Below are 20895 nucleotides of genomic sequence, written 5' to 3'. Positions count from 1 at the left end.
CAAATTTATAGTAGATTGAAATAAAATATGAACAAATCGATTAGGAAAGTCAAATTTATTTCTAGAAATATTTTAGCAATCACGACGTACTATTCTAACTTCAATCTACTATAGACTTAACATTGAGATAACTTTAAGTACAAAAGAACTATCCTTCAGATAGAGGTTGAGTATCTAATTCTTCGCGCTCTTCATTTTTAACTGGTACTGGTTCATAAGCTCGGATAATCTGAGCGACAACTGGATGGCGAACCACATCCTTAGCTGAAAAATGAACAAAGTCAATTTGGTGAATGTTCTTGAGTTTTTCTTGGGCATCAATCAAACCTGACTTGACATTACGTGGCAGGTCAATCTGACTGATATCTCCATTGACAATCATCTTAGAATTAAAACCTAAACGAGTCAAAAACATCTTCATCTGCATGATAGTCGTATTTTGCGCCTCATCGAGAATGACAAAGGCATCATCCAAGGTCCGTCCACGCATATAGGCAAGGGGCGCAATCTCGATAATTTCACGCTCCATGAGACGAGTCGTCTGGTCTTTTCCCAGAATCTGATACAAGGCATCATAAACAGGTCGAAGGTAAGGATCTACCTTCTCTTTAAGATCACCCGGAAGAAAACCTAGACTCTCGCCAGCTTCCACTGCCGGGCGTGTTAGGATAATCCGCTTAACCTGACCACGTTTAAGAGCTGTCACAGCCAAGGTCACTGCAAGGAAGGTCTTCCCTGTACCTGCTGGCCCAATTCCAAAGGTCACATCGTGCTGTTTGACACTATCCACATAAAGCTTTTGACCTAGAGTTTTGACACGAATAGGCTTCCCTGTATTGTCCTTGATAATTTCTTCTTCGTAAAGGGCGACAAATTTATCAATTTCATCGTTTTTGACCATGCTAATTGCAGTTACCACATCTGGCGTACCAACGGTCATCCCACGATTTACCAAGACCATGAGAGCTTGAATAATCTGACGGGCTTCCTCACAAGCAGACTCTTCTCCCAAAACCTGGACAATCTCCGTACGAGCATGAATCACCACATCAAGCTCTTCTTCCATCAAACGGAGATGGCGTTCATTGGAACCAAAAAGATGAAACAGGTCATCTGGATGACTCAGTTGAATGTCTATTGAATGTTCCTTCAAATAAAGAACCTCTCTAATCCTTTTATTTCTTTTTATTATAGCAAAGGGGGGGAGAAATTACTAGCCCAAACCCAGTGAATCATGCTAGTGTTCTAAGTATTCTTGCCAGATGGCGTCAAAGTCTCCTAGGTTAAAAGAGAAACTGGCATGTTCTTCCAAAAAGCGACTCACCTCATCAAAATCATCTGTGTGTTTTGGGAAGGCTGACTCTTCAAAAGCGAGATCCGCCAAGATAGCTTTAGGACTGTTACTTTTAGGGTTGCGCTCGGTCATGAGCCAAGTGTAAAATGATTTTCTCATAAGTCACCCTAGATCAACTCTGTCCCAAACTGGTCTTGCTTAATTTTACCAGCCTTCATTAAACCACCAAGTGCTTTCTTGAACTGACCTTTAGAAATGCCAAAGGTTGCCTTGATGTCGTCTGGAGATGACTTATCATTTAAGGTCATGAAACCGCCATTGCTTTCCAAATAAGTCAAAATCATCTGAGCATCATTTTCCAACATCTCAAAAGAACGTGGTTTAAGGGAAAGGTTCAAGGTACGGTCCACTTCACGGAAACCAATGACACGCGCATCTAAGACTTGACCCAAACGTGGCTCTGCATAGCGTTCGCTAGGATGGATAAAGCCAAGCATGTTATTTTCTGGTAGGTAGACAAAGGTTCCTGACAGCTTGAGACGGTACACAATGGCTGGCCAGTTTTGATTCTGCATATTGTTGTAGGCAGAACGAGCCAGACGTTGGAAGTCTTCTTGATAAGCCAAGAGTCCCCAGATACGGTCTTTCTTGTCCACTTCAAGACGTATGTAGAGTTGGTCACCCTTCTTAGGCCAGAGTTCCTTAAGTTCAGGGAGAATATCGAGTGACACAACGATTTCCTTGTCAGGAAGGCCTGTATCCACAAAGACACCCAAGTCCTTACGAACCTCTGTGACACGGCCCCAACCAAATTGGTCCTGAGTGGCAGTCACTTCTAAGGTTGTCAGGCGGAGTTTTTGCTTCATATCCGTGTAGGCAAAACCTTTGACCGTATCCCCTACTGTATGCTGACCTTCTTCCTTGGCAAGAGCATAGGTCTGGCCATCCTTTTGCACATAGTAAAAACGGTCATTTTCATCGATGATGAGTCCAACGATAAAACTTGCAAGATTTGTATTCATATTTCCTTCTTTCGAATAAAACTCAGCCAGCAATGCCAACTGAGTTTTTCTGTTTATTTTTAGACTTCCAAAAGTTCTTTCTCTTTGTTGGCAGTCATGTCGTCGATGTGTTTGACAGCATCGTCTGTTACTTTTTGAATGTCTTTTTCAAGAGTCTTCAATTCGTCTTCAGTGATTTCTTTTGCTTTCTCTTGTTTCTTAGCTTCATCCATAGCGTCGCGACGGATATTGCGGACAGCCACTTTAGCATTTTCGCCGACCTTCTTCACTTCTTTAGCAAGGTCACGACGAGTTTCTTCTGTAAGAGCTGGGATAACCAAACGAATCACAGAACCATCGTTAGCTGGTGTGATACCAAGATCAGAAGCGTTCAAAGCACGTTCGATGTCTTTCAATGAAGACTTGTCAAATGGTGTGACCAACAAAACACGCGCTTCTGGAATCGTAATTGAAGCGATTTGGTTAAGAGGAGTTTCTACTCCATAGTATTCTACATGTACACGGTCAAGCAAGCTTGCATTGGCACGACCGGCACGGATACCACCAAATTCACGAGCAAGTGATTGGTGAGACTGGGTCATTCTCTCTTTAGCTTTTTCAATAATTGCGTTAGCCATAATCTTTCTTATTCCTTTTCTTCGATATTATTTGAAACTGTTGTTCCGATATTTTCACCAAATACGACACGTTTGATGTTGCCTGGTTGGTTCATGTTGAAGACAACCAAGTCAATGTCGTTATCCATTGAGAGGGTTGAAGCTGTTGAGTCCATGATACGGAGACCTTTATTGATAACATCACGGTGGGTCAATTCTTCAAATTTAACAGCTGTCTTGTCCTTCTTAGGATCGGCATTGTAAACACCATCTACACCATTTTTAGCCATAAGGATAGCATCCGCTTCGATTTCAGCCGCACGAAGGGCCGCTGTTGTATCTGTTGAGAAGTAAGGTGAACCAATTCCGGCACCAAAGATAACGATACGGCCTTTTTCAAGGTGACGAAGGGCACGTCCACGGACATAAGGCTCTGCCACTTGTTGCATAGCAATAGCTGTTTGCACACGTGTATCAACCCCAACTTGTTGCAATGAATCTGCCATCACAAGAGCATTCATAACAGTCCCAAGCATTCCTGTGTAATCTGCCTGAACGCGGTCCATTCCTGCTTCAGCAGCAGGTTCACCACGCCAGAGATTTCCTCCACCGATAACAAGGGCAATTTCGATACCTAAGCTATGAACTTCTTGAATCTCTTTTGCGATTGTTTGAACTGTTTGGATATCAATCCCTACGCCACGTTCACCGGCAAGGGCTTCACCTGATAACTTGATTAAAATACGTTTATACTTGGGGTTCGCCATTTTCACTCTCCTTTTTTTATCCTACCTATTTTATCACAATTTCTAAGATTTTTATAGTATCATGAGCAATTCTTTCAAAAAAATTAGACCGTCAACAATTCCTCTAAATCGGCAAGGGCACGCTCTGCAATTTTTTCATAACGAGCCTTCTTATCACGGATACGTTCGCCTTCCAACTCCTTGATAATTCCGAAATTGACATTCATTGGTTGGAAATGTTTGCTGTCTGCATGAGTGATGTAATGAGCTAGACTTCCAATCGCTGTTGTCTCTGGGAAAATAGCCTCACTTTCACCCTTGAAGAGTCGAGCCGCGTTAATACCTGCAACTAAGCCTGATGCTGCGGACTCTACATAGCCTTCCACACCCGTCATCTGACCAGCAAAGAAGAGATTTGGTTGTTTCTTAGAACGGTAGGTCTGCTCAAGAAGATTTGGTGAATCCATATAAGAATTGCGGTGCATGACACCATAACGAACAAACTCCGCATTCTCAAGACCTGGAATCATTTGGAAGACACGCTTTTGTTCTCCCCATTTGAGGTGGGTTTGGAAACCGACGATATTATAGAGGCTACCAGCTGCATTGTCCTGACGAAGCTGAACCACCGCATACGGTGTTTTAAATTCTCCATCACGAGGTCCTGTGTAGTCGTCTGGATACTCAAGACCGACTGGTTTCATAGGACCATAAAGCATGGTTTTAATGCCACGTTTTGCCATGACTTCGATAGGCATACAGCCTTCAAAGTACTTTTCTTTTTCAAAAGAATTGAGCGGTGCTTCTTCCGCATTAACCAAGGCTTCATGGAAATCCATAAACTCTTGCTTGGTCATGGGAGCATTGAGATAAGCGGCTTCTCCCTTATCATAACGAGACTTGAGATAGACCTTGCTCATATCGATAGTGTTGACGTCGATAATAGGGGCTGCCGCATCGTAGAAATAGAAACCATCGCCATCATTAAGGGCATGAATCTTTTTAGCCAAGGCATCGCTAGTCAAAGGACCAGTAGCGACAACTGTGATTACATCAGTCGGTAATTCTGTAATTTCATCACGCACCACTTCAATCAAGGGGTGGTTAGCCACTTTTTCGGTCACCATTTGAGAGAAACCATCGCGGTCCACCGCAAGAGCTCCTCCAGCGGGAACACGTGTAGCTTCAGCAGATTCCAAGATAACAGAACCCAAGCGACGCATTTCTTCCTTGAGAAGACCAACTGCATTTGTCAAAGCATCCCCACGAAGGGAATTGGAACAAACTAACTCTGCAAAATTGTCTGTTTTGTGTTGAGGTGTTGACTTGACACCACGCATTTCATAAAGTTTAACTGGAATACCACGTTCTGCAATTTGGTAGGCTGCTTCAGAACCTGCCAAACCAGCACCGATAACATTGATATAAGATTGAGACACGACACTAATACCTCTTTGGGAGTGTGAAGACAAGGTTCACATTGAAAAAGCCAATCAAACTTAAAAGTTTTCGAATTTCTTGGCTCAGGCTGAAAAAGTCCCCCGGACTTTTTCACTCCCACAAATCTTTCTATTTTTTTCTTCTACTAGTATAACAAAAAAAGGGAAGAAGGCAAACTTCCCTGTTTAGTCATTTTCTTGATTTTCTTCCCAGTCATGGTAGGCAGCGTAAAGCTGGCTTTTATTCCACTGGTAAATCTTTGCGACTTCCTTTATGGCTTGATTTTTCTTCATGCCTTGCTGTATACGGGCTTTGATTTCTGAAAATAAGTCCTCCTCATCTTTTTCCTCCACATCCTGACTGGCACCTTCAACGATAAGAAGGCATTCTCCCTTAAGTGGCGTTTCAGAGATGCTTTCCAGCAATTCAGAAATTGTACCTCTTTGGTATTCTTCATAGATTTTGGTCAATTCTCTAACCAAGACCACCGAGCGGTCGCCGTAGACTTCTAGCATATTTTCCAATGTATCTGCTACACGATGAGGGGATTCATAGAAAATTTGTGTTTCAGGATAGTCTTTTTTCGAGTCGAAAAATTGCTTTTGCTGGCCTGATTTTCTTGGTAAAAAGCCGTAAAAGATATGTGGCTGTGGTGCTAAACCACTGGCAATCAAGGCAGAAATACCTGCAGAGGCACCCGGAACTGTGACAACTGCAATCTCTTCCTCAATGGCTGCCTTAACCAAATCATGCCCAGGGTCTGAGATACTAGGCAAACCTGCATCGGAGACCTGAGCAATACTTTGCCCTGCTTTCAAGAAACCAATCAAATCAGGAATCTTTTCCTTGGCATTGTGCTCATGAAAACTAATCTGCTTGGTAGAAATGTCAAAATGCTTGAGAAGAAGACCTGTATTGCGCGTGTCCTCAGCAGCAATCCAGTCCACTTCTTTCAAGGTCTGGATAGCTCGAAAGGTCATATCGTCTAGATTGCCAATCGGCGTTGCCACTAGATACAGCTTGCCATAGGGAGACTGCCCCTTAAAACTTTTTTGAATCTGCATGCCTACTCCCTGTATAACAACTCGTCACAGAACATACATTCCTCATCCTGCTCTCGACGTTGTCCATAAAAATCATTACATACGTGAAATCCATCACGGTAAATGCGACGGACACTTTCGCGAACATGTTTGGCCTTGACAGGAGCATCTGCTTCCACCTCACCCAAGCGTTCGCGCAACTTACTATTTTCCAAGCGAAGAGCTGTATTTTCCTCTACCAGGCTCTTGAGATTTTTCTTGATGGCTTCCACATCGGCTAAGGTTACCAATAACTGTTGGGAAAAATCATCCAGCGCGTCAAATAATTCTTTTTTGTCCATAAAACAGCCCTTTCCTTTCTTTATCGTTCATTTTTGAATTTACATTTCTTTCAAGACCAGATATTCCATGGCATTTTGAAAGCTGACATTAGCCTGCCACATTTTTCTAGCTTCTAGCAAATCTTGTAGAATCACTCTTACTCTTGCTTGTAGGATATCTTGCCCACAGAGAACTTCAAGAATCCGTAAAACCTGATCTTGTTTTTCCTTGTCATCTGCCAAGCTAGCTAATTTAGCAACCTGCAGATAACTTTCTTTTTTCTTGGCTACTAACCCAGTCAGCAGGCGTTCACTTTCATCGACTAAGGTCCAAAAATTTGCCTGATGTGCCAACTTTTCTGCTTCAGCTCGCGATTGACTAAACTGAGCTAGGAGAGTCGCTTTTTTCTTAACCAGTCCCATTTGTTCTAAGAGCAAGATGAGTTGTTCTTCTTGCTTTTTAAAGTGGAAAATCTGGGTCCGACTTCGGATGGTCGGCAACATCTTTTCCTCATCACTAGTCAAGAAGAAAATGTAAACCTCACTCTGGGGTTCTTCGATAACCTTGAGCAGAGAATTGGCTGCGTTGGGGTGCATCTTCTCAGCTTGCTCGATAATAAAAACCTGCTGCTGGCTTTCAATTCCAGCTTGAGAAAACTGACCCACTAATTCCCGAATGCGTTCTGTCTTAATGACCTGATTGACTGGCTTAATCAAGGTGACATCGGGAAATTCTCCCTGTTCAATCAGCTTACAATTTCGGCATTTCTCACATGGCAACACACCTACCTTATCCGTACAAAAGAGGCTCTTAGCCAAAAACTGCGCCATTTCCAAGCTTCCAAAGAAACCTGAAAAGAGATAGGCGTGATTGAGCTGGGCTTGCTCCAAGATACGGACAAAGCGGTCAAACTGGTCTGGCTGCCAAGCCTTTAGTTGATCTTGTTTCATCTTGTCAAGCCCATTCTGTCAAACAAGACAGCCTTGGTATTTTCCACAACCTGCTCCAAAGGGAGACTAGCATCAATCTTGACAATGCGATTTTCTTCTTTGTCCAGAAGAGAAAGGTAGCCTTGACGAACTTTTTTATGCAAGTCCAACCCTTCCAAGTCCAAACGATTGACCTCGCGATTGCTATTAGCAGCAATGCGAGCCAGTCCTTCTTCCACCTCGATGTCAAAATAGAGTGTCAAATCGGGTTTAAGGTCATCTGTCGCAAACCGATTGAGCCAATCAATGGCGTCAATATCCAAGCCACGACCAAATCCCTGATATGCAAGAGAACTATCGATGAAGCGGTCCATAATGACCAACTTGCCAGCTTCAAGGGCTGGAAGAACTTTTTCCACCAAGTGCTGTCTGCGACTAGCAATATAAAGAAGCAACTCTGTCTTCGCATCCATCTGAGTATGACTTGGATCCAAAATTACTTCCCGAATCTTCTCCCCAATCAAGACTCCGCCAGGTTCACGGGTCGTCAGCACCTCTACTCCTTTTTCCTCTAAAATTGGTAGCAGAGCCTCTAAAACACTGGTCTTTCCTGCTCCCTCTGGTCCCTCAAGAGAGACTAAAAATCCTTTTGACATGTCTAACTCATTTCTTTTTTATTACTTCTATTCTATCAAAAAAATGGGGGTTTGTGACAATCTTTTTGTCTTCTCATTTCAACCACCATAAAAGAGGCAGACAAAGCCACCTCTTATTTACCTAGTTCTTGTGTTCGTTTGTAGGCTTGACCAACTGCATCCATGACTGTTCCTCGGAAAGCATGCGCTTCTAGGCTTGCTACACCAGCGATAGTCGAACCGCCTGGGCTACAGACTTGGTCTTTCAAAACTCCAGGATGTTGCTGACTTTCAAGGACCAATTGCCCAGCTCCTACCACAGTTTGAGCTGCCATTTTCAATGCCGTTTCTCTTGGCAATCCCGTCTGAACGCCCGCATCTGCCAAGGCCTCAATAAAGAGATAGACAAAGGCTGGTCCACAGCCTGCAAGACCTGTTGCTGCATCGATTAAGCCTTCCCCAAGTTCAACCAAGAGGCCAGCCTTGGTTAAAAGCTGACAAAATAGCTCACTGTCCTCAGCCCTGCAATTAGGAGACAAGGCATAACTAATCACTCCTTGCCCGATAGAAGCAGGGGTATTAGGCATCATACGAATAATTCTGTGTTGATTTGGAAGAAGACTAGCCAGTTTTTCCAAGGTCAATCCAGCTGCCATGGAAATTAAGAGCAGACTCTCCCGTTTTTCAAGAATATCTTGAGATTCCGCAAGTAAAGTAGATACTTGAGCTGGTTTCACTCCTAAAAAAATCACATCTGCTTCCGCAAAGATTTCCTCATTACTAGAAACTTGACCTCCGTAGCTAGCAATAAAATCATCCACTCTATCTTGACTTAGATTAGAAAGAAGAAACTTATCTGTCCTATTAGCTTGCCAAACAACCTTTGCCAAACTAGCACCCATATTCCCCAAGCCGATAAATCCAATCTTCATCTCTTACTCCCTTATCTGCCCATCACCAGCAACCACATACTTGTAGCTGGTCAACTCTTTCAAGCCCATTGGACCACGCGCGTGCAGTTTCTGAGTCGAAATCCCCATCTCGCATCCAAGTCCAAATTGGCCACCATCGGTGAAACGAGTTGAGGCATTGACATAAACCGCTGCAGAGTCCACTTGATCTGTAAAGTAAGCTGCAGCCTCAGCATTTTCAGTCACAATGGCATCCGAATGATGAGTACTGTGTGCTTCAATATGCTCGACGGCTTCCTCAAGACTAGAAACTACTTTAACAGCTAGGACATAGTCCAAAAATTCGGTGTCAAAGTCTTGTGCTTCAGCTGCTTGGCCTGAAACAAACTGACTTACTTTCTCATCCAAGCGGAATTGAATTGGTTCCAGCCCAGCTTCTTTTCGATCTGCAACTAGCACTTGCTCCAAGCGAGGAAGGAAGCTTGTTACCTTATCTTCATGAACCAGCAAAACCTCCATGGCATTGCAGACAGAAGGACGACTAGTTTTAGCATTGTTGATGATAGACAGTGCCTTGTCTTCGTCTGCATCCTTATCGACATAAACATGGACAATCCCTGTCCCTGTCTCGATAACAGGTACGATAGCATTCTCAACCACTGCATTGATCAAGCCAGCCCCTCCACGAGGAATGAGAAGGTCTAGATAACCCTTAGCCTTCATCATAGCATAGCTACTTTCACGGCTGGTGTCTTCCACCAGTTGAATCACATCTGGGTGAATAGTAGTCGTCTCCAAGCCCTTCTTCAAAGCTGTGACAATGGCATGAGCTGTTTGATAGGCATCCTTCCCACTACGAAGAACAACCGCATTTCCACTCTTGAGAGCCAAAGCAGCCGCATCAGACGTCACATTTGGACGACTTTCATAGATAATACCGATAACACCCATAGCCACACGTTTCTTTGTGATAACCAAACCATTTTCAAGATGATTAGTTTCTAAAACTTCACCGATTGGATCTGGTAAAGAAACCACTTCACGAATCCCAGTTGCCATTACTTCTATACGACCTGCATCCAAATAAAGACGATCCAACATAACATCCGAGATTTTCCCCTTGGCCGCTTCCATATCAAGGGCATTGGCCACTAAAATCTCCTCAGTAGCTGCTAATAAGTGATCAGCCATGGCTAGCAAGGCTTGGTTTTTCACCTCTTCACTAGCTGTATTGATCGATTTTTTAACAGCCTGTACCTGTTCAAATTGTTCTTGTGTACTTACCATAGTTTACCTCTAAAATTCTGTAAAGAGTAGTTGGATTTCAGGAGTAATGGAAATCCAGTCGTCACGATGAATCAAGACACCCTTGGCTTTTTGAGAACGCAACATATCCTCCAAAGCAGATGCTCCAAATTGCACGCGTCCTTTTCCAAGTGATTTTCCACTTTCCTTGTCAAATACTGTCACAATATCACCGTAAGAAAAGGCTCCTTCTGCGTCAACAATACCAGATAAAAGAAGACTCTTGCCATGTTGAGAGAGAGCTTCTGCAGCCCCTTTATCAACCCAAATAGAACCTTGACTCTGAGCATAAAAGGCCAGCCATTGTTTCTGGGTACGAAGTCCCTTTTCTTGAGCAACAAAGTAGGAACCATCCTTGGTCTTCTCCGCTGCCTCAATCATGGCATCTGACTTCAATGATGAACAGATGTAAACAGGAACTCCTGATTCTGTCGCGATTGTAGCTGCTTTGATCTTAGTCAACATACCCCCAGTTCCATTTGACGAGCCAGCTCCACCAGCCATATCAATAATCTCACGATTGATAGTCTCGATTTTCTCCAAGCGTTTGGCTCTTGGGTCTGAATTAGGATTTCCTGTATATAGACCGTCTACGTCTGTCAAGAGGACCAAAAGGTCTGCTTGGACCATGGCTGCTACCTGAGCACTTAGAGTATCATTGTCTCCAACCTTGAGCTCATCAATGACGACACTATCATTCTCATTGATGATTGGAATTGCCCCACGGCTAAGTAGAACTGACAAAGCCTGATGGGCATTTTTATAACGACGCTTATCCACAAAGTCGTCCTGGGTCAGCAAGATTTGTGCAGAAACGATTTGACGCAAGAGAAGATTGGTCGTGTATTCTTCCAACAAAAGCCCTTGCCCTACCGCTGCTGAAGCCTGTTTATCAGCAATCTTAGTCGGACGCTTTTTAAATCCTAAGGCTCCAAAACCAGCCGCAATGGCACCTGACGACACCAAAATCAATTCATGACCAGCCTCGTGCAACATCGCCAACTGCTGGGTAATAGCCTTTACCTTACTACGTGATAAACTTCCATCCTCATTTGTCAAAGAAGAAGTCCCCACCTTAAAGACAATTCGTTTGTATTTCATAGTCTCACTCCGATTCTTCATATTTATCCATTATAACATGAATGACAGAAAATAGAAAAGAGTTGATAGGAAAAAGAAGGCCCTAAAACCTTCTTTTTTACTACTGTTCTGATTCTGATTTATTTGCAGTCGTCTCAGAGCTTTGTAAAGTTGATGAAGTAAAATCTTGACTAGATGAAGAACTTGTAACACTTTCGTGTTGACTCGTTTCTTTATTTTCTAGTTCTTTTTTAACTACTTCTTTGGATTCTTTTATTTCCGAATGACTTGTAGTTCTAGTTGTAGCAGATTTCTCTACTGGAATATCCACTAACCAGGCACCACTTGAATCAACAGTATAACCTTCTGGTGTCTTACCGTTCACAAGTAATTGACCATTGTCTTTCAAGAAGTACCATTTATCCTTATCTTTAATCCAACCCACAGCTCGTGAACCGTCTGTCTTGTAGAAATACCAATCATTTGCCTTTTTAAGCCAGCCTTGCTTCATAGCTCCTGATTCTTCTAGATAGTAATGATGACCAGAAACTTCTATCTCACCTGTCTTCATGATACCAGTAGAATCCATATAGTACCAGGTTTCTTTATCTTTTACCCAGCCCGTTTTCATTTCCCCTGATTGAGCAAAGTAATACCATTGCCCCTTATATTGAAGCCAACCTGTCTTCATAGAGCCATCAACATCCAAATAATACCACTGTTCTTTATCTTGAATCCAACCAATTTCCATCTGGTTTTCTTTGTTGAAATAATACCAGATTCCATCAATTTTCTTCCAATTTTTAGCAGCAGCACCAGAGTCTGTCAAATAGAACCAACGATTGTTCCATTTTTTCCATTGATTATATAGCAGGATTCCCCTCTGATTAAAATAGTACCATTCACCTTCAATTTCATTCCAACCGACAGCATACTCTCCTGTAGAATCAGGTGCTTGATACCACCAGTTTCCATAAGCACTTTTATGCCAACCAGCTTGAAAACTTGGAATATGCTTGTAGGAGGTTGAAATATTGACAAAACCGTCTTTTCGAATATCAAAAACTGTCGCATCATAGTCTTTGCTGGCTGCGTTTATATGTTGAATTCCCATTGATTCAAGCCAGCTAATATATTCCCTATTTATTTCTTCACCGCTATCATACGAACCAATTGGTGAGGAAGAAGTTTGAACAATTATCTCAGGAGACAAATTTCTTATAAAATTTTTTGTATTAGAATTTTTTGTATCTAAATGATGATTAAACTTCATCAAATCAACTTTTCCAATGAGAGAACCGTACTTGTCTTCTGCTCCATGAACATTATCTAAGTCGCCCCCAAGATAAATTTTCTTGCCATTGACTTTTACTACACTAATCAAGGAATTGGAATTATCATCCCAAACAGGTTTAAGATTTCCATTCTCATCATATTCATTTTCATAATTATAGAGCTGAATATCCATGTCCCCAAACTGAAAATGAGCATCTCCTTGTGTGATGTTTTGAATCACTGAAACACCTTTTTCTGCGGCAGTCTGTAAAACCTTATCATAGCCATACAGATTATCCCAAAGACGTTTAGGCTTAGTAATACGATTATCACTATATTTCTTAAGATAGACTCGGTCAACTGGATAGGTAGACAGTAATTCATCAGCATTTCCAATATGATCACTGTGAGTATGGGTCACCAAAATAAAATCAAGTTTTTGGACACCCAATTCCTTCAAACGACGAAAGACACGGTCTGTTAGAACATGCTTATAAGTTGTATTGATACCCTGTCTCCATGGATAACGAGAATCACTTCCATCTGGGAAATCATAATCTTCTCCTGTATCCACCATGGCAAAATGTCCATTGCTTTCAAGAATAATCGCATCACTTCCACCTTCATGAACATTTATAAAGTGAATTTTATTTCCTGAACTTTCTTGAGCTTGAACATTTCCATACCATGACAAGCCTAAAAAAGCGCCTGCAAGTGCTAAACTAGTCAATTTCTTTTTCATTCTTACTTCCTCAGTCTCTCTAATGTTTCCTTAAATATCTCTGGGATATCTGCTGTAAATTCCAAAATCTCACCTGTTCTCGGATGAGTAAAACCTAAAGTCTTGGCATGAAGAAATTGCCCAAGCCCTTTCAGGGTCTTACGAGGACCATAGACCTCATCACCAGCGACTGGATGACCAATATAAGCCATGTGAACACGGATTTGGTGAGTGCGTCCTGTCTCTAGCTGCAACTCCACTAAGCTATAATCACCAAAGCGTTCTAAGACGTGGAAACGAGTCACTGCAGGCTTCCCTTTCGCAGTCACGGCCTGTTTCTTACGGTCTTTTTCACTTCGACCAATCGGTGCTTCAATCACACCACGATCATTGGGCAGATTTCCATGAACAATCGCCCAATATTTGCGGAGAGACTTTTTATCCTTGAGTTCTTGAGCAAGTGCTAAATGCGCCTCATCATTTTTAGCAATCATGAGAAGGCCTGACGTATCCTTATCAATACGGTGAACAATTCCTGGACGCAGAACCCCATTGATACCCGACAAGTCCTTAATATGATACATGAGAGCATTTACTAGAGTTCCACTAGTATGACCAGCACTCGGATGCACAACCATGCCCTGAGGTTTGTTAACGACGGCCACGTCCTCATCTTGGTAGATGATGTCTAGCGGAAGATTCTCAGCCACATACTCTAATATCTCTGGTTCTGGCACATGGTAAGTGACGATATCGCCCTCTTGGACAGTGTATTTAGCTTTCTTGACTTGGCCATTGACCAAGACCTGGCCTGATTTGATTTGTTCATTCGCGAGACTGCGTGATAATTCTGTCAAATCCGACAAAGCCTTATCCAAACGCAGGCCACCAGTTTCAATTTTAATTTCCATTTATTTCCTCTTTTAGCATTGCAATCAATAAAATAATCACTCCAACCGTCAGATAGCTATCTGCCACATTGAAAATTGCAAAATTGATAAAGTCCAGGTGAAACATATCCACAACAAAGCCCTGACTTATCCTGTCAATAAAGTTCCCAAGACCACCTGCGATAATCAAAGTCAAACCCAAGACCATCCAGAGTGAGTCCTCCATGTGCTTATGTAGATACCAAATGGCACCTACCACGACAACCAGAGTAATGACAGCGAATAACAACTGCTGATCTTGTAAGATAGAAAAGGCTGCCCCTCGATTTTGCAGGTAGGTCAAGCTAACGAAATTGGGAATCCAAGAACGAACTTCACCCAGTGGAATCTGTTGGACGATATAGGATTTAACCAACTGATCCAGCCCAATCAAAAGCAGTACAACGACTGCCACTATTCCTCTTTTTTTCATGATTTCCTCTTCTGATTAAAATATTCTTGCATGACTTCTACAAAGAGAGTCCCAGCTTGACTGAGCTCCACTTCTTCACGTTTAACGTAGACCATGCGATTATCTAGGTTATCCTTGAGACGAATAACTGTGATGCCATTAACACTATCACTATCTAAAAATCCAGAACCTGTCGCATAGGCGTCCGTCCGCTCCAAAATACCATTCAAGGTGGCACGGTCTGTCACATTAAACATCTGTGAGCTAGCGCTGGTATCAACAAAGTTCTCTGAATAATAAAGGTACTCATCTTTCTCTTGAGTGAAACGAACCGTTGGTAGATCAGCTAAATCCTCCATGATCAATTCCTCTTTCTGAGCTAAAGGATGACCCTCTCGAAGATAAATGTGGGTATGGAAGGGAATCAATTCAATGACCTCCAGACCTAGCTTTTCAACCCGCTGCATAATCCCCTTTTTATTTTGATTGTTGAGGTAGATAATCCCAATCTCACTATGCCCTTGAGCAACTTCGTCTAAGATTTGAACAGTAGTTGATTCAAAAATACGAAAGTTCTTATAGTCAGGATAGCGCTCTGAAAAGGCCGTAATGGTCGGTGGCAAGAAGTCATAGTGCTGACTAGCAATGGAAAATTCATCTCTCTCTTCTTCAGGATTGGCATACTGATTTTGAAAAATATCAAATCCTTTAACCAATTCTTGCGCTTTTTCATAGAATTCCATACCACGACGAGTCAAGAAAGTCCCTGAGCTGGTCCGACGGAAAATCTTAAAGCCCAACTCTTTTTCCAAATCACGCACAGAAATAGACAGACTGGGCTGACTGACATACATCTTTTCAGCAGCTTCACGAAAAGTACCACTATTGGCAATAGCCACAACATAGCGTAATTGTTGAATGTTCATCTTCTACCCCCAACTTCTTTATCTTTTCATTATACCATATTTTAGAAGTTTTCCAAAAAGGAAAAAAGTCAGGAAACTTTCAAATCTAAATGAATTCTCTAACATCCCAATACAAGAGTTAGAATGATATCTTGTTCAGTACTCATTTTGGTTCAAACAAATAAAAACAGCAAATCTTGTTGATTTATCGTTTAAAACATGATACAAATTCAATCTCATATAAATTTATGAAAAAAGCCCTCTAAACTTTACTTCTATCTCTATGAATCAACTAGAAAAAACTCTTCAATCCTATTAGCTATATCTGGACTTACTTCCCAGATCCCAGCATAAGGTTGCTCAATATACTGTCTTTTCTTCTTAGTATATAGATAGACTACACTATCCTTTTCTTCATTCTGATGATAAAACTTGATAATGATGTAATCTTTAACATTTGTCGGTTGATCATTTACACTCTCCAAAGAGGTAGATTTGGACTGTTTCTGTATCTCCTCAATCAATTTTGAAATTTCTTCTCTCTTGTTGATAGTTTTAACATCTTCAGAGATTTTTTTCTGCAGAGAAATTACAGAAATACTTTCAGGTTCAGGAAGAATAAGTTTTTTGTTACTAACGCAAGCAGATAGAACAAGAAATGAGATTGAACAGACTATTATGGTGATAATTTTTTTCATACAGGATCACATCCTTTCATTCTTCTTACTTCTTCTCTTAGATATAATTATAATATCATACCGTAGCAATTTTTACAATATCTTATTCCCTTATAACATTCATTAATGTAAAAGTTTCACATTTATAATTTTACAACTAAGTTCGTCTCTTACATTGGTTTTTAAAATATGGGTATCAGCGTGGGTATCAAAACAAAAAACAGGCTCTCCGAAAACTCGGAAAGCCTTATTTAATGCTACTGCTAGCTTCCTCACCTTTACATTTCAAGGCTCGGGATAAAAAGGTTCACTGGACCTTTTTATTTAGCGATTGGGTAAACAGAAACTTGTTTTTTATCGCGTCCTTTACGTTCAAAGCGTACTACGCCTTCAACTTTAGCGAACAAAGTATCGTCTCCACCACGTCCAACGTTTACACCTGGATAGATGTGTGTCCCACGTTGACGGTAAAGGATTGATCCACCTGTTACAGTTTGTCCGTCAGCTGCTTTAGCTCCAAGACGTTTCGCTTGTGAATCACGTCCGTTTGATGTAGAACCTCCACCTTTTTTGTGGGCGAAAAGTTGCAAGTTGTTAAGAGTCATTTTTAACATAATGTTTTCCTCCGTGTTAGTTTTCTGTGATAACTCTGGTTTGGACGAACTCAGAAGAGTTCTCCGATAAGTTTGCCATACCTAAGAAAAATGATTCAAAGAATAACTGGGTCATTTCTCTCTGGTGTGAAGGAAGATCTTTTGGTATTTCAACCATCAGATAGCCACCTTCATCTTCGTTTAATTCTAGGATTGGTTCATAGCCTGCAAATTTCTCAATAGAATTGATAAAGTTAATGGCAAGCGTAGAAACCGATGCACACACGACATCAAAGCCGTATTCGCCACTCTCGGCGTGTCCAGTAATTTCCGCACTCCTCAGCTCGCCATCTTCGGCTCTCTCAAAGACTGCCTGTATCATGTGTTCTCCTTAAAATTAAGCGTTGATTGCGTTGATGACAACTTTTGTATATGGTTGACGGTGACCTTGTTTACGGTGGCTACCTTTTTTAGGTTTGTACTTGTAAGTAACAACTTTCTTTTGTTTTCCTTGTTTTTCAACAGTTCCAACTACAGTAGCTCCAGCAACAAGTGGAGTTCCGACAACAGTGTTTTCACCACCAACAAGAACAACTTCGTTAAAAGTAACTTCTTGACCAGCTTCAACGTTCAATTTTTCAACGTAAACTGCTTGACCAACTTCAACTTTAACTTGTTTTCCGCCAGTTTTGATAATTGCGTATGTGCTCATTATGCACCTCCTATGATTTTTATGGGTTTCCCCGAATTTTTTGTGAAGACTCGCCTCGCATCGTGGGACGAACCACTTAAAAGAAGAGCTCTAAGTATAACAAAGAATAAACTAGGAATTGAGCCGAAGGCATAACTTATGTTAGGCAAGGCGACAATGACGAAGTTTAAATTTGTTATACGACGAGCAACGATGTTCGTGCGGTTGCACAGGAACGTGCATAGTCAACTCTTCAAGTATAGCATATCTCCTGTTTTCTTACAAGTAATAACACCTAAAATCAAGCTTTTTCTTTTACTTTTTTCTGCCACGAGGCAAAAAGCATGCTGAGATAAAAAATACTCATCATAATAGGAACACCAAGAATGGTCTTTTCATGATAGAAAATCGTCAAATAGGCTGAAAAGACAACGCCAAGGACAAAACTACTAAGCAGGCTAACAAATATGAATCCTTCACGCAAAAAAGGTGTATGCTTGGTTCGGAAATAATCTCCAAAAGCTAGCATGGTCCGTTTTATATTCCCTGTCATAAAAGCGTTATTATAGGCAATACCCGACACTTCTCCAAAAGCAGTTGTCACCAGTCCCATACAGAAAGCCAAGGGCGGTACTAGATAGATATTATCCACAGTTTGCGGCACAAAACCAATAATGATTGATAAGATTGCCAAAGGAATCAATGATAGAATGGGCTTTTTCACAATTCTCAATTTTTCCTTATAAATCGTTAGTAAAAAGACCCCCATCATAAAAGCTAGCAAGGTGAGAACCTTGTCCCTAACATCTGAAACATTATTTTGAATTAATTCTACTGAAAGAAAGACGACATTCCCAGTTTGTCCAGCTACAAGAGTATTCCCTCGCACAATAAACGTATAGGCATCTACATAACCTGCACAAAAAGTCAAAAAAAGCGCTAGCCTCTTAGACTGACGTGATATTTTTCTTATCGGTAATAACCTCATTTTCCCTCCCATTTCATTTACTCATCTCATTATTGTACCACTTTCTTTGGAAAAGACCTAGTAGCTTATTTGAAATTTTTTCCCCTCTGTTGGATAGTCCTGTCTATCTATGTTATAATGAAAGAAGGATTTGAAATTGGAAAAGGAGTAACTATGCTTAAATTAGGTGTCATCGGAACAGGGGCTATCAGCCACCACTTCATAGAAGCAGCCCATACCAGTGGAGAATACAAGCTGGTCGCAGTCTATTCTAGAAAACTAGAAACTGCGGCAACCTTTGCTTCTCGCTATCAGGATATCCAACTCTTTGATCAAGTAGAGGACTTCTTCAAAAGCTCCTTTGATGTAGTCTATATTGCTAGCCCAAACTCCTTACATTTTGTTCAGGCACAAGCTGCCTTGTCTGCTGGTAAACACGTTATTCTTGAAAAGCCAGCTGTCACACAACCACAAGAATGGCTAAATTTGATTCAAACAGCTGAGAAAAATAATTGTTTTATCTTTGAAGCAGCTCGTAATTATCACGAGAAAGCTTTCACTACTATCAAAAACTTTTTAGCAGACAAACAAATTTTGGGAGCAGATTTCAACTATGCCAAGTATTCTTCCAAAATGCCGGATTTGTTGGCTGGACAAACACCAAATGTCTTTTCAGACCGTTTTGCTGGTGGAGCTCTTATGGATTTGGGGATTTATCCCCTCTACGCTACCGTTCGTCTCTTTGGAATGGCTCAAGACGCAACCTACCAAGCTCGACAGCTTAACAATAGCATTGACCTAAATGGAGACGGCACTCTCTTCTACCCTGACTTTCAAGTTCACATCAAGGCAGGAAAAAACATCACTTCCAATCTTCCTTGTGAGATTTACACAGCAGATGGAACCTTGACTCTCAACACGATTGAACATGTTCGCTCAGCTATTTTTAGCGACCACCAAGGAAATCAAGTCCATCTTCCTATCCAACAGGCTCCTCATACGATGACTGAGGAAGTCGCTGCATTTGCACAGATGATTCAGCAATCAGACCAGACACTCTACCAGAATTGGCTGGATGATGCAGGCTCTGTTCATGACCTACTATATACCATGCGCCAGACTGCTGGCATTAGATTTGAGGCAGAAAAATGAAAACCAAACTACCGACTGAATGGCAAGAACTGAGCGACCAACTCGGTTTCCAAGAATTCACCCCCATTCAAACTCAACTATTTGAACCACTTCTTGCAGGAGAAAATCTTCTAGGAGTAAGTCCAACAGGAACTGGTAAGACCCTAGCTTATCTCCTACCAAGTCTTCTCAGACTACAAAAGAAAAAGGCCCAACAACTCTTGATTCTAGCACCAAATACAGAACTTGCTGGACAGATTTTTGATGTATGTAAAACGTGGGCAGAAGCTATCGACTTGACTACTCAGCTCTTCTTATCAGGTTCGAGCCAGAAACGCCAGATTGAACGCCTAAAGAAAGGACCAGAAATTCTGATTGGAACTCCTGGCCGTATCTTTGAACTAATTAAATTGAAAAAAATCAAGATGATGAATGTGGAAACCATCATCCTGGATGAATTCGACCAATTGCTAGATGATTCTCAGATACACTTTGTCGAAAAAATTACTCACTACGCACCTCGCGATCACCAACTGGTCTACATGAGTGCGACAACCAAGTTTGACCAAGAAAAGATTTCGTCTAATACACATACCATTGACCTCTCTGACCAAAAATTGGACAACATCCAACATTTCTATATGCAGGTAGACCAACGTCACCGAGTGGATATGCTACGAAAACTAGCTCATGTTGAGGATTTCCGCGGTCTGGTCTTCTTTAACAGCTTATCAGACCTTGGAAGCGCAGAAGAAAAATTACAGTATCGTGATATCTTGGCTGTTTCTCTAGCTAGTGATGTCAATGTCAAATTTAGAAAAGTCATCTTAGAAAAGTTTAAAGACAAGCAACTAACCCTGCTTCTTGCAACAGACCTTCTGGCACGTGGAATTGATATCGATAGCCTAGAATGTGTCGTAAACTTTGATGTCCCAAGAGATAGCGAGACCTACACTCACCGTGCTGGCCGTACTGGCCGTATGGGTAAGGAAGGTTACGTTATCACTCTCGTAACCCATTCTGAAGAACTCAAAAAACTCAAGAAATTTGCAAGTGTACAAGAAATTATCCTAAAAAATCAAGAACTCTATATCAAATGAAGCTCTGTTTGCTCTATGCACATCAAGTGTATGGAGCTTTTTATAAGCAATTCAATTTTATACTCTTCAAAAATCTCTTCAAACCGCATCAGCTTCGCCTTACCGTATGTATGGTTACTGACTTCGTCAGTCTTATCTACAACCTCAAAAACATGTTTTGAGCTGACTTCGT

General features: G+C 41.4%; 25 protein-coding genes and 1 pseudogene. 3 read left to right on the top strand and 23 right to left on the bottom strand.

From position 1 onward, the window contains the following. Positions 1 to 148: 148 nt before the first annotated feature. From RWM06_RS06860 to RWM06_RS06780, 17 genes are all read right to left on the bottom strand, one after another. Positions 149 to 1153: a PhoH family protein gene (locus RWM06_RS06860; protein WP_313970584.1), complete on the bottom strand. Its 1005-nt coding sequence runs from the start codon at positions 1151 to 1153 to the stop codon at positions 149 to 151. Between the two features lie 84 nt (positions 1154 to 1237). Next, positions 1238 to 1453 (bottom strand): YozE family protein, encoded by a 216-nt coding sequence (locus RWM06_RS06855; RefSeq protein ID WP_001232084.1) that lies wholly within the window; start codon positions 1451 to 1453, stop codon positions 1238 to 1240. Positions 1454 to 1461: 8 nt separating this feature from the next. Continuing rightward, positions 1462 to 2316, bottom strand: coding sequence for an RNA-binding virulence regulatory protein CvfB (cvfB, locus tag RWM06_RS06850; RefSeq protein WP_313970583.1), 855 nt, complete (start codon positions 2314 to 2316; stop codon positions 1462 to 1464). 59 nt (positions 2317 to 2375) lie between these two features. Continuing rightward, a complete protein-coding gene (gene frr / locus RWM06_RS06845) occupies positions 2376 to 2933 on the bottom strand; it encodes a ribosome recycling factor (RefSeq protein ID WP_001262225.1) in 558 nt (185 codons plus the stop codon). A gap of 8 nt (positions 2934 to 2941) precedes the next feature. Further along, positions 2942 to 3679 carry a UMP kinase gene (gene pyrH / locus RWM06_RS06840; RefSeq protein ID WP_000002996.1) on the bottom strand — a complete coding sequence of 246 codons (738 nt, stop codon included), beginning with the start codon at positions 3677 to 3679 and terminating at the stop codon, positions 2942 to 2944. An 83-nt stretch (positions 3680 to 3762) separates the two neighbouring features. Continuing rightward, positions 3763 to 5097, bottom strand: a complete 1335-nt coding sequence (gene trmFO / locus RWM06_RS06835) for a methylenetetrahydrofolate--tRNA-(uracil(54)-C(5))-methyltransferase (FADH(2)-oxidizing) TrmFO (protein ID WP_313970582.1) — start codon at positions 5095 to 5097, stop codon at positions 3763 to 3765. 186 nt (positions 5098 to 5283) lie between these two features. After that, entirely contained in the window at positions 5284 to 6162 is an 879-nt protein-coding gene (gene rsmI / locus RWM06_RS06830; protein WP_313970581.1) for a 16S rRNA (cytidine(1402)-2'-O)-methyltransferase, read from the bottom strand. Positions 6163 to 6164: 2 nt separating this feature from the next. After that, a complete protein-coding gene (gene yabA, locus RWM06_RS06825; protein WP_000358228.1) occupies positions 6165 to 6482 on the bottom strand; it encodes a DNA replication initiation control protein YabA in 318 nt (105 codons plus the stop codon). Positions 6483 to 6521: 39 nt separating this feature from the next. Continuing rightward, positions 6522 to 7412, bottom strand: a complete 891-nt coding sequence (locus tag RWM06_RS06820; protein WP_313970580.1) for a DNA polymerase III subunit delta' — start codon at positions 7410 to 7412, stop codon at positions 6522 to 6524. Next, complete coding sequence (gene tmk / locus RWM06_RS06815; protein ID WP_313970579.1) at positions 7409 to 8047, bottom strand: dTMP kinase; 639 nt, start codon at positions 8045 to 8047, stop codon at positions 7409 to 7411. The genes RWM06_RS06820 and tmk overlap by 4 nt, the downstream gene beginning before the upstream one ends. 113 nt (positions 8048 to 8160) lie before the next feature. Continuing rightward, complete coding sequence (proC, locus tag RWM06_RS06810) at positions 8161 to 8958, bottom strand: pyrroline-5-carboxylate reductase (RefSeq protein WP_313970578.1); 798 nt, start codon at positions 8956 to 8958, stop codon at positions 8161 to 8163. A gap of 3 nt (positions 8959 to 8961) precedes the next feature. After that, entirely contained in the window at positions 8962 to 10224 is a 1263-nt protein-coding gene (locus RWM06_RS06805) for a glutamate-5-semialdehyde dehydrogenase (RefSeq protein ID WP_313970577.1), read from the bottom strand. Positions 10225 to 10233: 9 nt separating this feature from the next. Then, positions 10234 to 11343 carry a glutamate 5-kinase gene (gene proB, locus RWM06_RS06800; protein WP_313970576.1) on the bottom strand — a complete coding sequence of 370 codons (1110 nt, stop codon included), beginning with the start codon at positions 11341 to 11343 and terminating at the stop codon, positions 10234 to 10236. A 100-nt stretch (positions 11344 to 11443) separates the two neighbouring features. After that, a complete protein-coding gene (locus tag RWM06_RS06795; protein ID WP_313970575.1) occupies positions 11444 to 13339 on the bottom strand; it encodes an MBL fold metallo-hydrolase in 1896 nt (631 codons plus the stop codon). 2 nt (positions 13340 to 13341) lie between these two features. Further along, positions 13342 to 14229: an RluA family pseudouridine synthase gene (locus RWM06_RS06790; protein WP_313970574.1), complete on the bottom strand. Its 888-nt coding sequence runs from the start codon at positions 14227 to 14229 to the stop codon at positions 13342 to 13344. Continuing rightward, the gene (gene lspA, locus RWM06_RS06785) at positions 14219 to 14680 is read right to left on the bottom strand and encodes a signal peptidase II (protein WP_261078833.1); all 462 of its coding nucleotides are present in this window, start codon (positions 14678 to 14680) and stop codon (positions 14219 to 14221) included. The genes RWM06_RS06790 and lspA overlap by 11 nt, the downstream gene beginning before the upstream one ends. Then, positions 14677 to 15585 carry a LysR family transcriptional regulator gene (locus RWM06_RS06780; protein WP_313970573.1) on the bottom strand — a complete coding sequence of 303 codons (909 nt, stop codon included), beginning with the start codon at positions 15583 to 15585 and terminating at the stop codon, positions 14677 to 14679. The genes lspA and RWM06_RS06780 overlap by 4 nt, the downstream gene beginning before the upstream one ends. On the opposite strand from RWM06_RS06780, the pseudogene RWM06_RS06775 reads away from it, so the two are divergent. Then, a pseudogene (locus RWM06_RS06775) lies at positions 15578 to 15652 on the top strand (AraC family transcriptional regulator); the annotation flags it as partial. The gene RWM06_RS06780 and the pseudogene RWM06_RS06775 sit on opposite strands and share 8 nt — an antisense overlap. Positions 15653 to 15845: 193 nt before the next feature. Here RWM06_RS06775 and RWM06_RS06770 read toward each other — a convergent pair. From RWM06_RS06770 to RWM06_RS06750, 5 genes are all read right to left on the bottom strand, one after another. Next, positions 15846 to 16262, bottom strand: a complete 417-nt coding sequence (locus tag RWM06_RS06770; protein WP_313970572.1) for a DUF5301 domain-containing protein — start codon at positions 16260 to 16262, stop codon at positions 15846 to 15848. A 299-nt stretch (positions 16263 to 16561) separates the two neighbouring features. Beyond that, positions 16562 to 16855 carry a 50S ribosomal protein L27 gene (rpmA, locus tag RWM06_RS06765; protein ID WP_000916509.1) on the bottom strand — a complete coding sequence of 98 codons (294 nt, stop codon included), beginning with the start codon at positions 16853 to 16855 and terminating at the stop codon, positions 16562 to 16564. A gap of 16 nt (positions 16856 to 16871) precedes the next feature. Next, positions 16872 to 17216 carry a ribosomal-processing cysteine protease Prp gene (locus tag RWM06_RS06760; protein ID WP_000613694.1) on the bottom strand — a complete coding sequence of 115 codons (345 nt, stop codon included), beginning with the start codon at positions 17214 to 17216 and terminating at the stop codon, positions 16872 to 16874. Positions 17217 to 17231: 15 nt separating this feature from the next. Continuing rightward, positions 17232 to 17546: a 50S ribosomal protein L21 gene (rplU, locus tag RWM06_RS06755; RefSeq protein WP_000109141.1), complete on the bottom strand. Its 315-nt coding sequence runs from the start codon at positions 17544 to 17546 to the stop codon at positions 17232 to 17234. A gap of 280 nt (positions 17547 to 17826) precedes the next feature. Further along, positions 17827 to 18513 carry a YoaK family protein gene (locus RWM06_RS06750; protein WP_313970571.1) on the bottom strand — a complete coding sequence of 229 codons (687 nt, stop codon included), beginning with the start codon at positions 18511 to 18513 and terminating at the stop codon, positions 17827 to 17829. Positions 18514 to 18666: 153 nt separating this feature from the next. On the opposite strand from RWM06_RS06750, the gene RWM06_RS06745 reads away from it, so the two are divergent. Beyond that, complete coding sequence (locus RWM06_RS06745; RefSeq protein WP_313970570.1) at positions 18667 to 19644, top strand: Gfo/Idh/MocA family oxidoreductase; 978 nt, start codon at positions 18667 to 18669, stop codon at positions 19642 to 19644. Beyond that, a complete protein-coding gene (locus RWM06_RS06740; RefSeq protein ID WP_313970569.1) occupies positions 19641 to 20723 on the top strand; it encodes a DEAD/DEAH box helicase in 1083 nt (360 codons plus the stop codon). Before RWM06_RS06745 ends, RWM06_RS06740 begins: the two co-directional genes overlap by 4 nt. On the opposite strand, the gene RWM06_RS06735 is transcribed toward RWM06_RS06740, so the two are convergent. Further along, the coding region (locus RWM06_RS06735) for a hypothetical protein (protein WP_313970568.1) at positions 20711 to 20895 on the bottom strand (185 nt) is incomplete at its 5' end. The genes RWM06_RS06740 and RWM06_RS06735 overlap by 13 nt on opposite strands.

The sequence above is a fragment of the uncultured Streptococcus sp. genome, from assembly GCF_963516575.1.
Lineage (GTDB): Bacteria > Bacillota > Bacilli > Lactobacillales > Streptococcaceae > Streptococcus.
Note: the sequence above shows the minus strand (reverse complement) of the source record. Positions and strands in the feature narration are given on the sequence as shown.

Bases quoted from the DNA above. Each gene is read 5' to 3' on its own strand.
- RWM06_RS06820 (WP_313970580.1), bottom strand. From the start codon at position 7,412: ATGAAACAAGATCAACTAAAGGCTTGGCAGCCAGACCAGTTTGACCGC.
- RWM06_RS06740 (WP_313970569.1), top strand. From the start codon at position 19,641: ATGAAAACCAAACTACCGACTGAATGGCAAGAACTGAGCGACCAACTC.
- RWM06_RS06770 (WP_313970572.1), bottom strand. From the start codon at position 16,262: ATGAAAAAAATTATCACCATAATAGTCTGTTCAATCTCATTTCTTGTT.
- frr (WP_001262225.1), bottom strand. From the start codon at position 2,933: ATGGCTAACGCAATTATTGAAAAAGCTAAAGAGAGAATGACCCAGTCT.
- proB (WP_313970576.1), bottom strand. From the start codon at position 11,343: ATGAAATACAAACGAATTGTCTTTAAGGTGGGGACTTCTTCTTTGACA.
- RWM06_RS06855 (WP_001232084.1), bottom strand. From the start codon at position 1,453: ATGAGAAAATCATTTTACACTTGGCTCATGACCGAGCGCAACCCTAAA.
- lspA (WP_261078833.1), bottom strand. From the start codon at position 14,680: ATGAAAAAAAGAGGAATAGTGGCAGTCGTTGTACTGCTTTTGATTGGG.
- rpmA (WP_000916509.1), bottom strand. From the start codon at position 16,855: ATGTTAAAAATGACTCTTAACAACTTGCAACTTTTCGCCCACAAAAAA.
- proC (WP_313970578.1), bottom strand. From the start codon at position 8,958: ATGAAGATTGGATTTATCGGCTTGGGGAATATGGGTGCTAGTTTGGCA.
- RWM06_RS06750 (WP_313970571.1), bottom strand. From the start codon at position 18,513: ATGAGGTTATTACCGATAAGAAAAATATCACGTCAGTCTAAGAGGCTA.
- RWM06_RS06760 (WP_000613694.1), bottom strand. From the start codon at position 17,216: ATGATACAGGCAGTCTTTGAGAGAGCCGAAGATGGCGAGCTGAGGAGT.
- RWM06_RS06745 (WP_313970570.1), top strand. From the start codon at position 18,667: ATGCTTAAATTAGGTGTCATCGGAACAGGGGCTATCAGCCACCACTTC.
- rsmI (WP_313970581.1), bottom strand. From the start codon at position 6,162: ATGCAGATTCAAAAAAGTTTTAAGGGGCAGTCTCCCTATGGCAAGCTG.
- RWM06_RS06790 (WP_313970574.1), bottom strand. From the start codon at position 14,229: ATGGAAATTAAAATTGAAACTGGTGGCCTGCGTTTGGATAAGGCTTTG.
- RWM06_RS06805 (WP_313970577.1), bottom strand. From the start codon at position 10,224: ATGGTAAGTACACAAGAACAATTTGAACAGGTACAGGCTGTTAAAAAA.
- pyrH (WP_000002996.1), bottom strand. From the start codon at position 3,679: ATGGCGAACCCCAAGTATAAACGTATTTTAATCAAGTTATCAGGTGAA.
- cvfB (WP_313970583.1), bottom strand. From the start codon at position 2,316: ATGAATACAAATCTTGCAAGTTTTATCGTTGGACTCATCATCGATGAA.
- RWM06_RS06780 (WP_313970573.1), bottom strand. From the start codon at position 15,585: ATGAACATTCAACAATTACGCTATGTTGTGGCTATTGCCAATAGTGGT.
- rplU (WP_000109141.1), bottom strand. From the start codon at position 17,546: ATGAGCACATACGCAATTATCAAAACTGGCGGAAAACAAGTTAAAGTT.
- RWM06_RS06795 (WP_313970575.1), bottom strand. From the start codon at position 13,339: ATGAAAAAGAAATTGACTAGTTTAGCACTTGCAGGCGCTTTTTTAGGC.
- tmk (WP_313970579.1), bottom strand. From the start codon at position 8,047: ATGTCAAAAGGATTTTTAGTCTCTCTTGAGGGACCAGAGGGAGCAGGA.
- yabA (WP_000358228.1), bottom strand. From the start codon at position 6,482: ATGGACAAAAAAGAATTATTTGACGCGCTGGATGATTTTTCCCAACAG.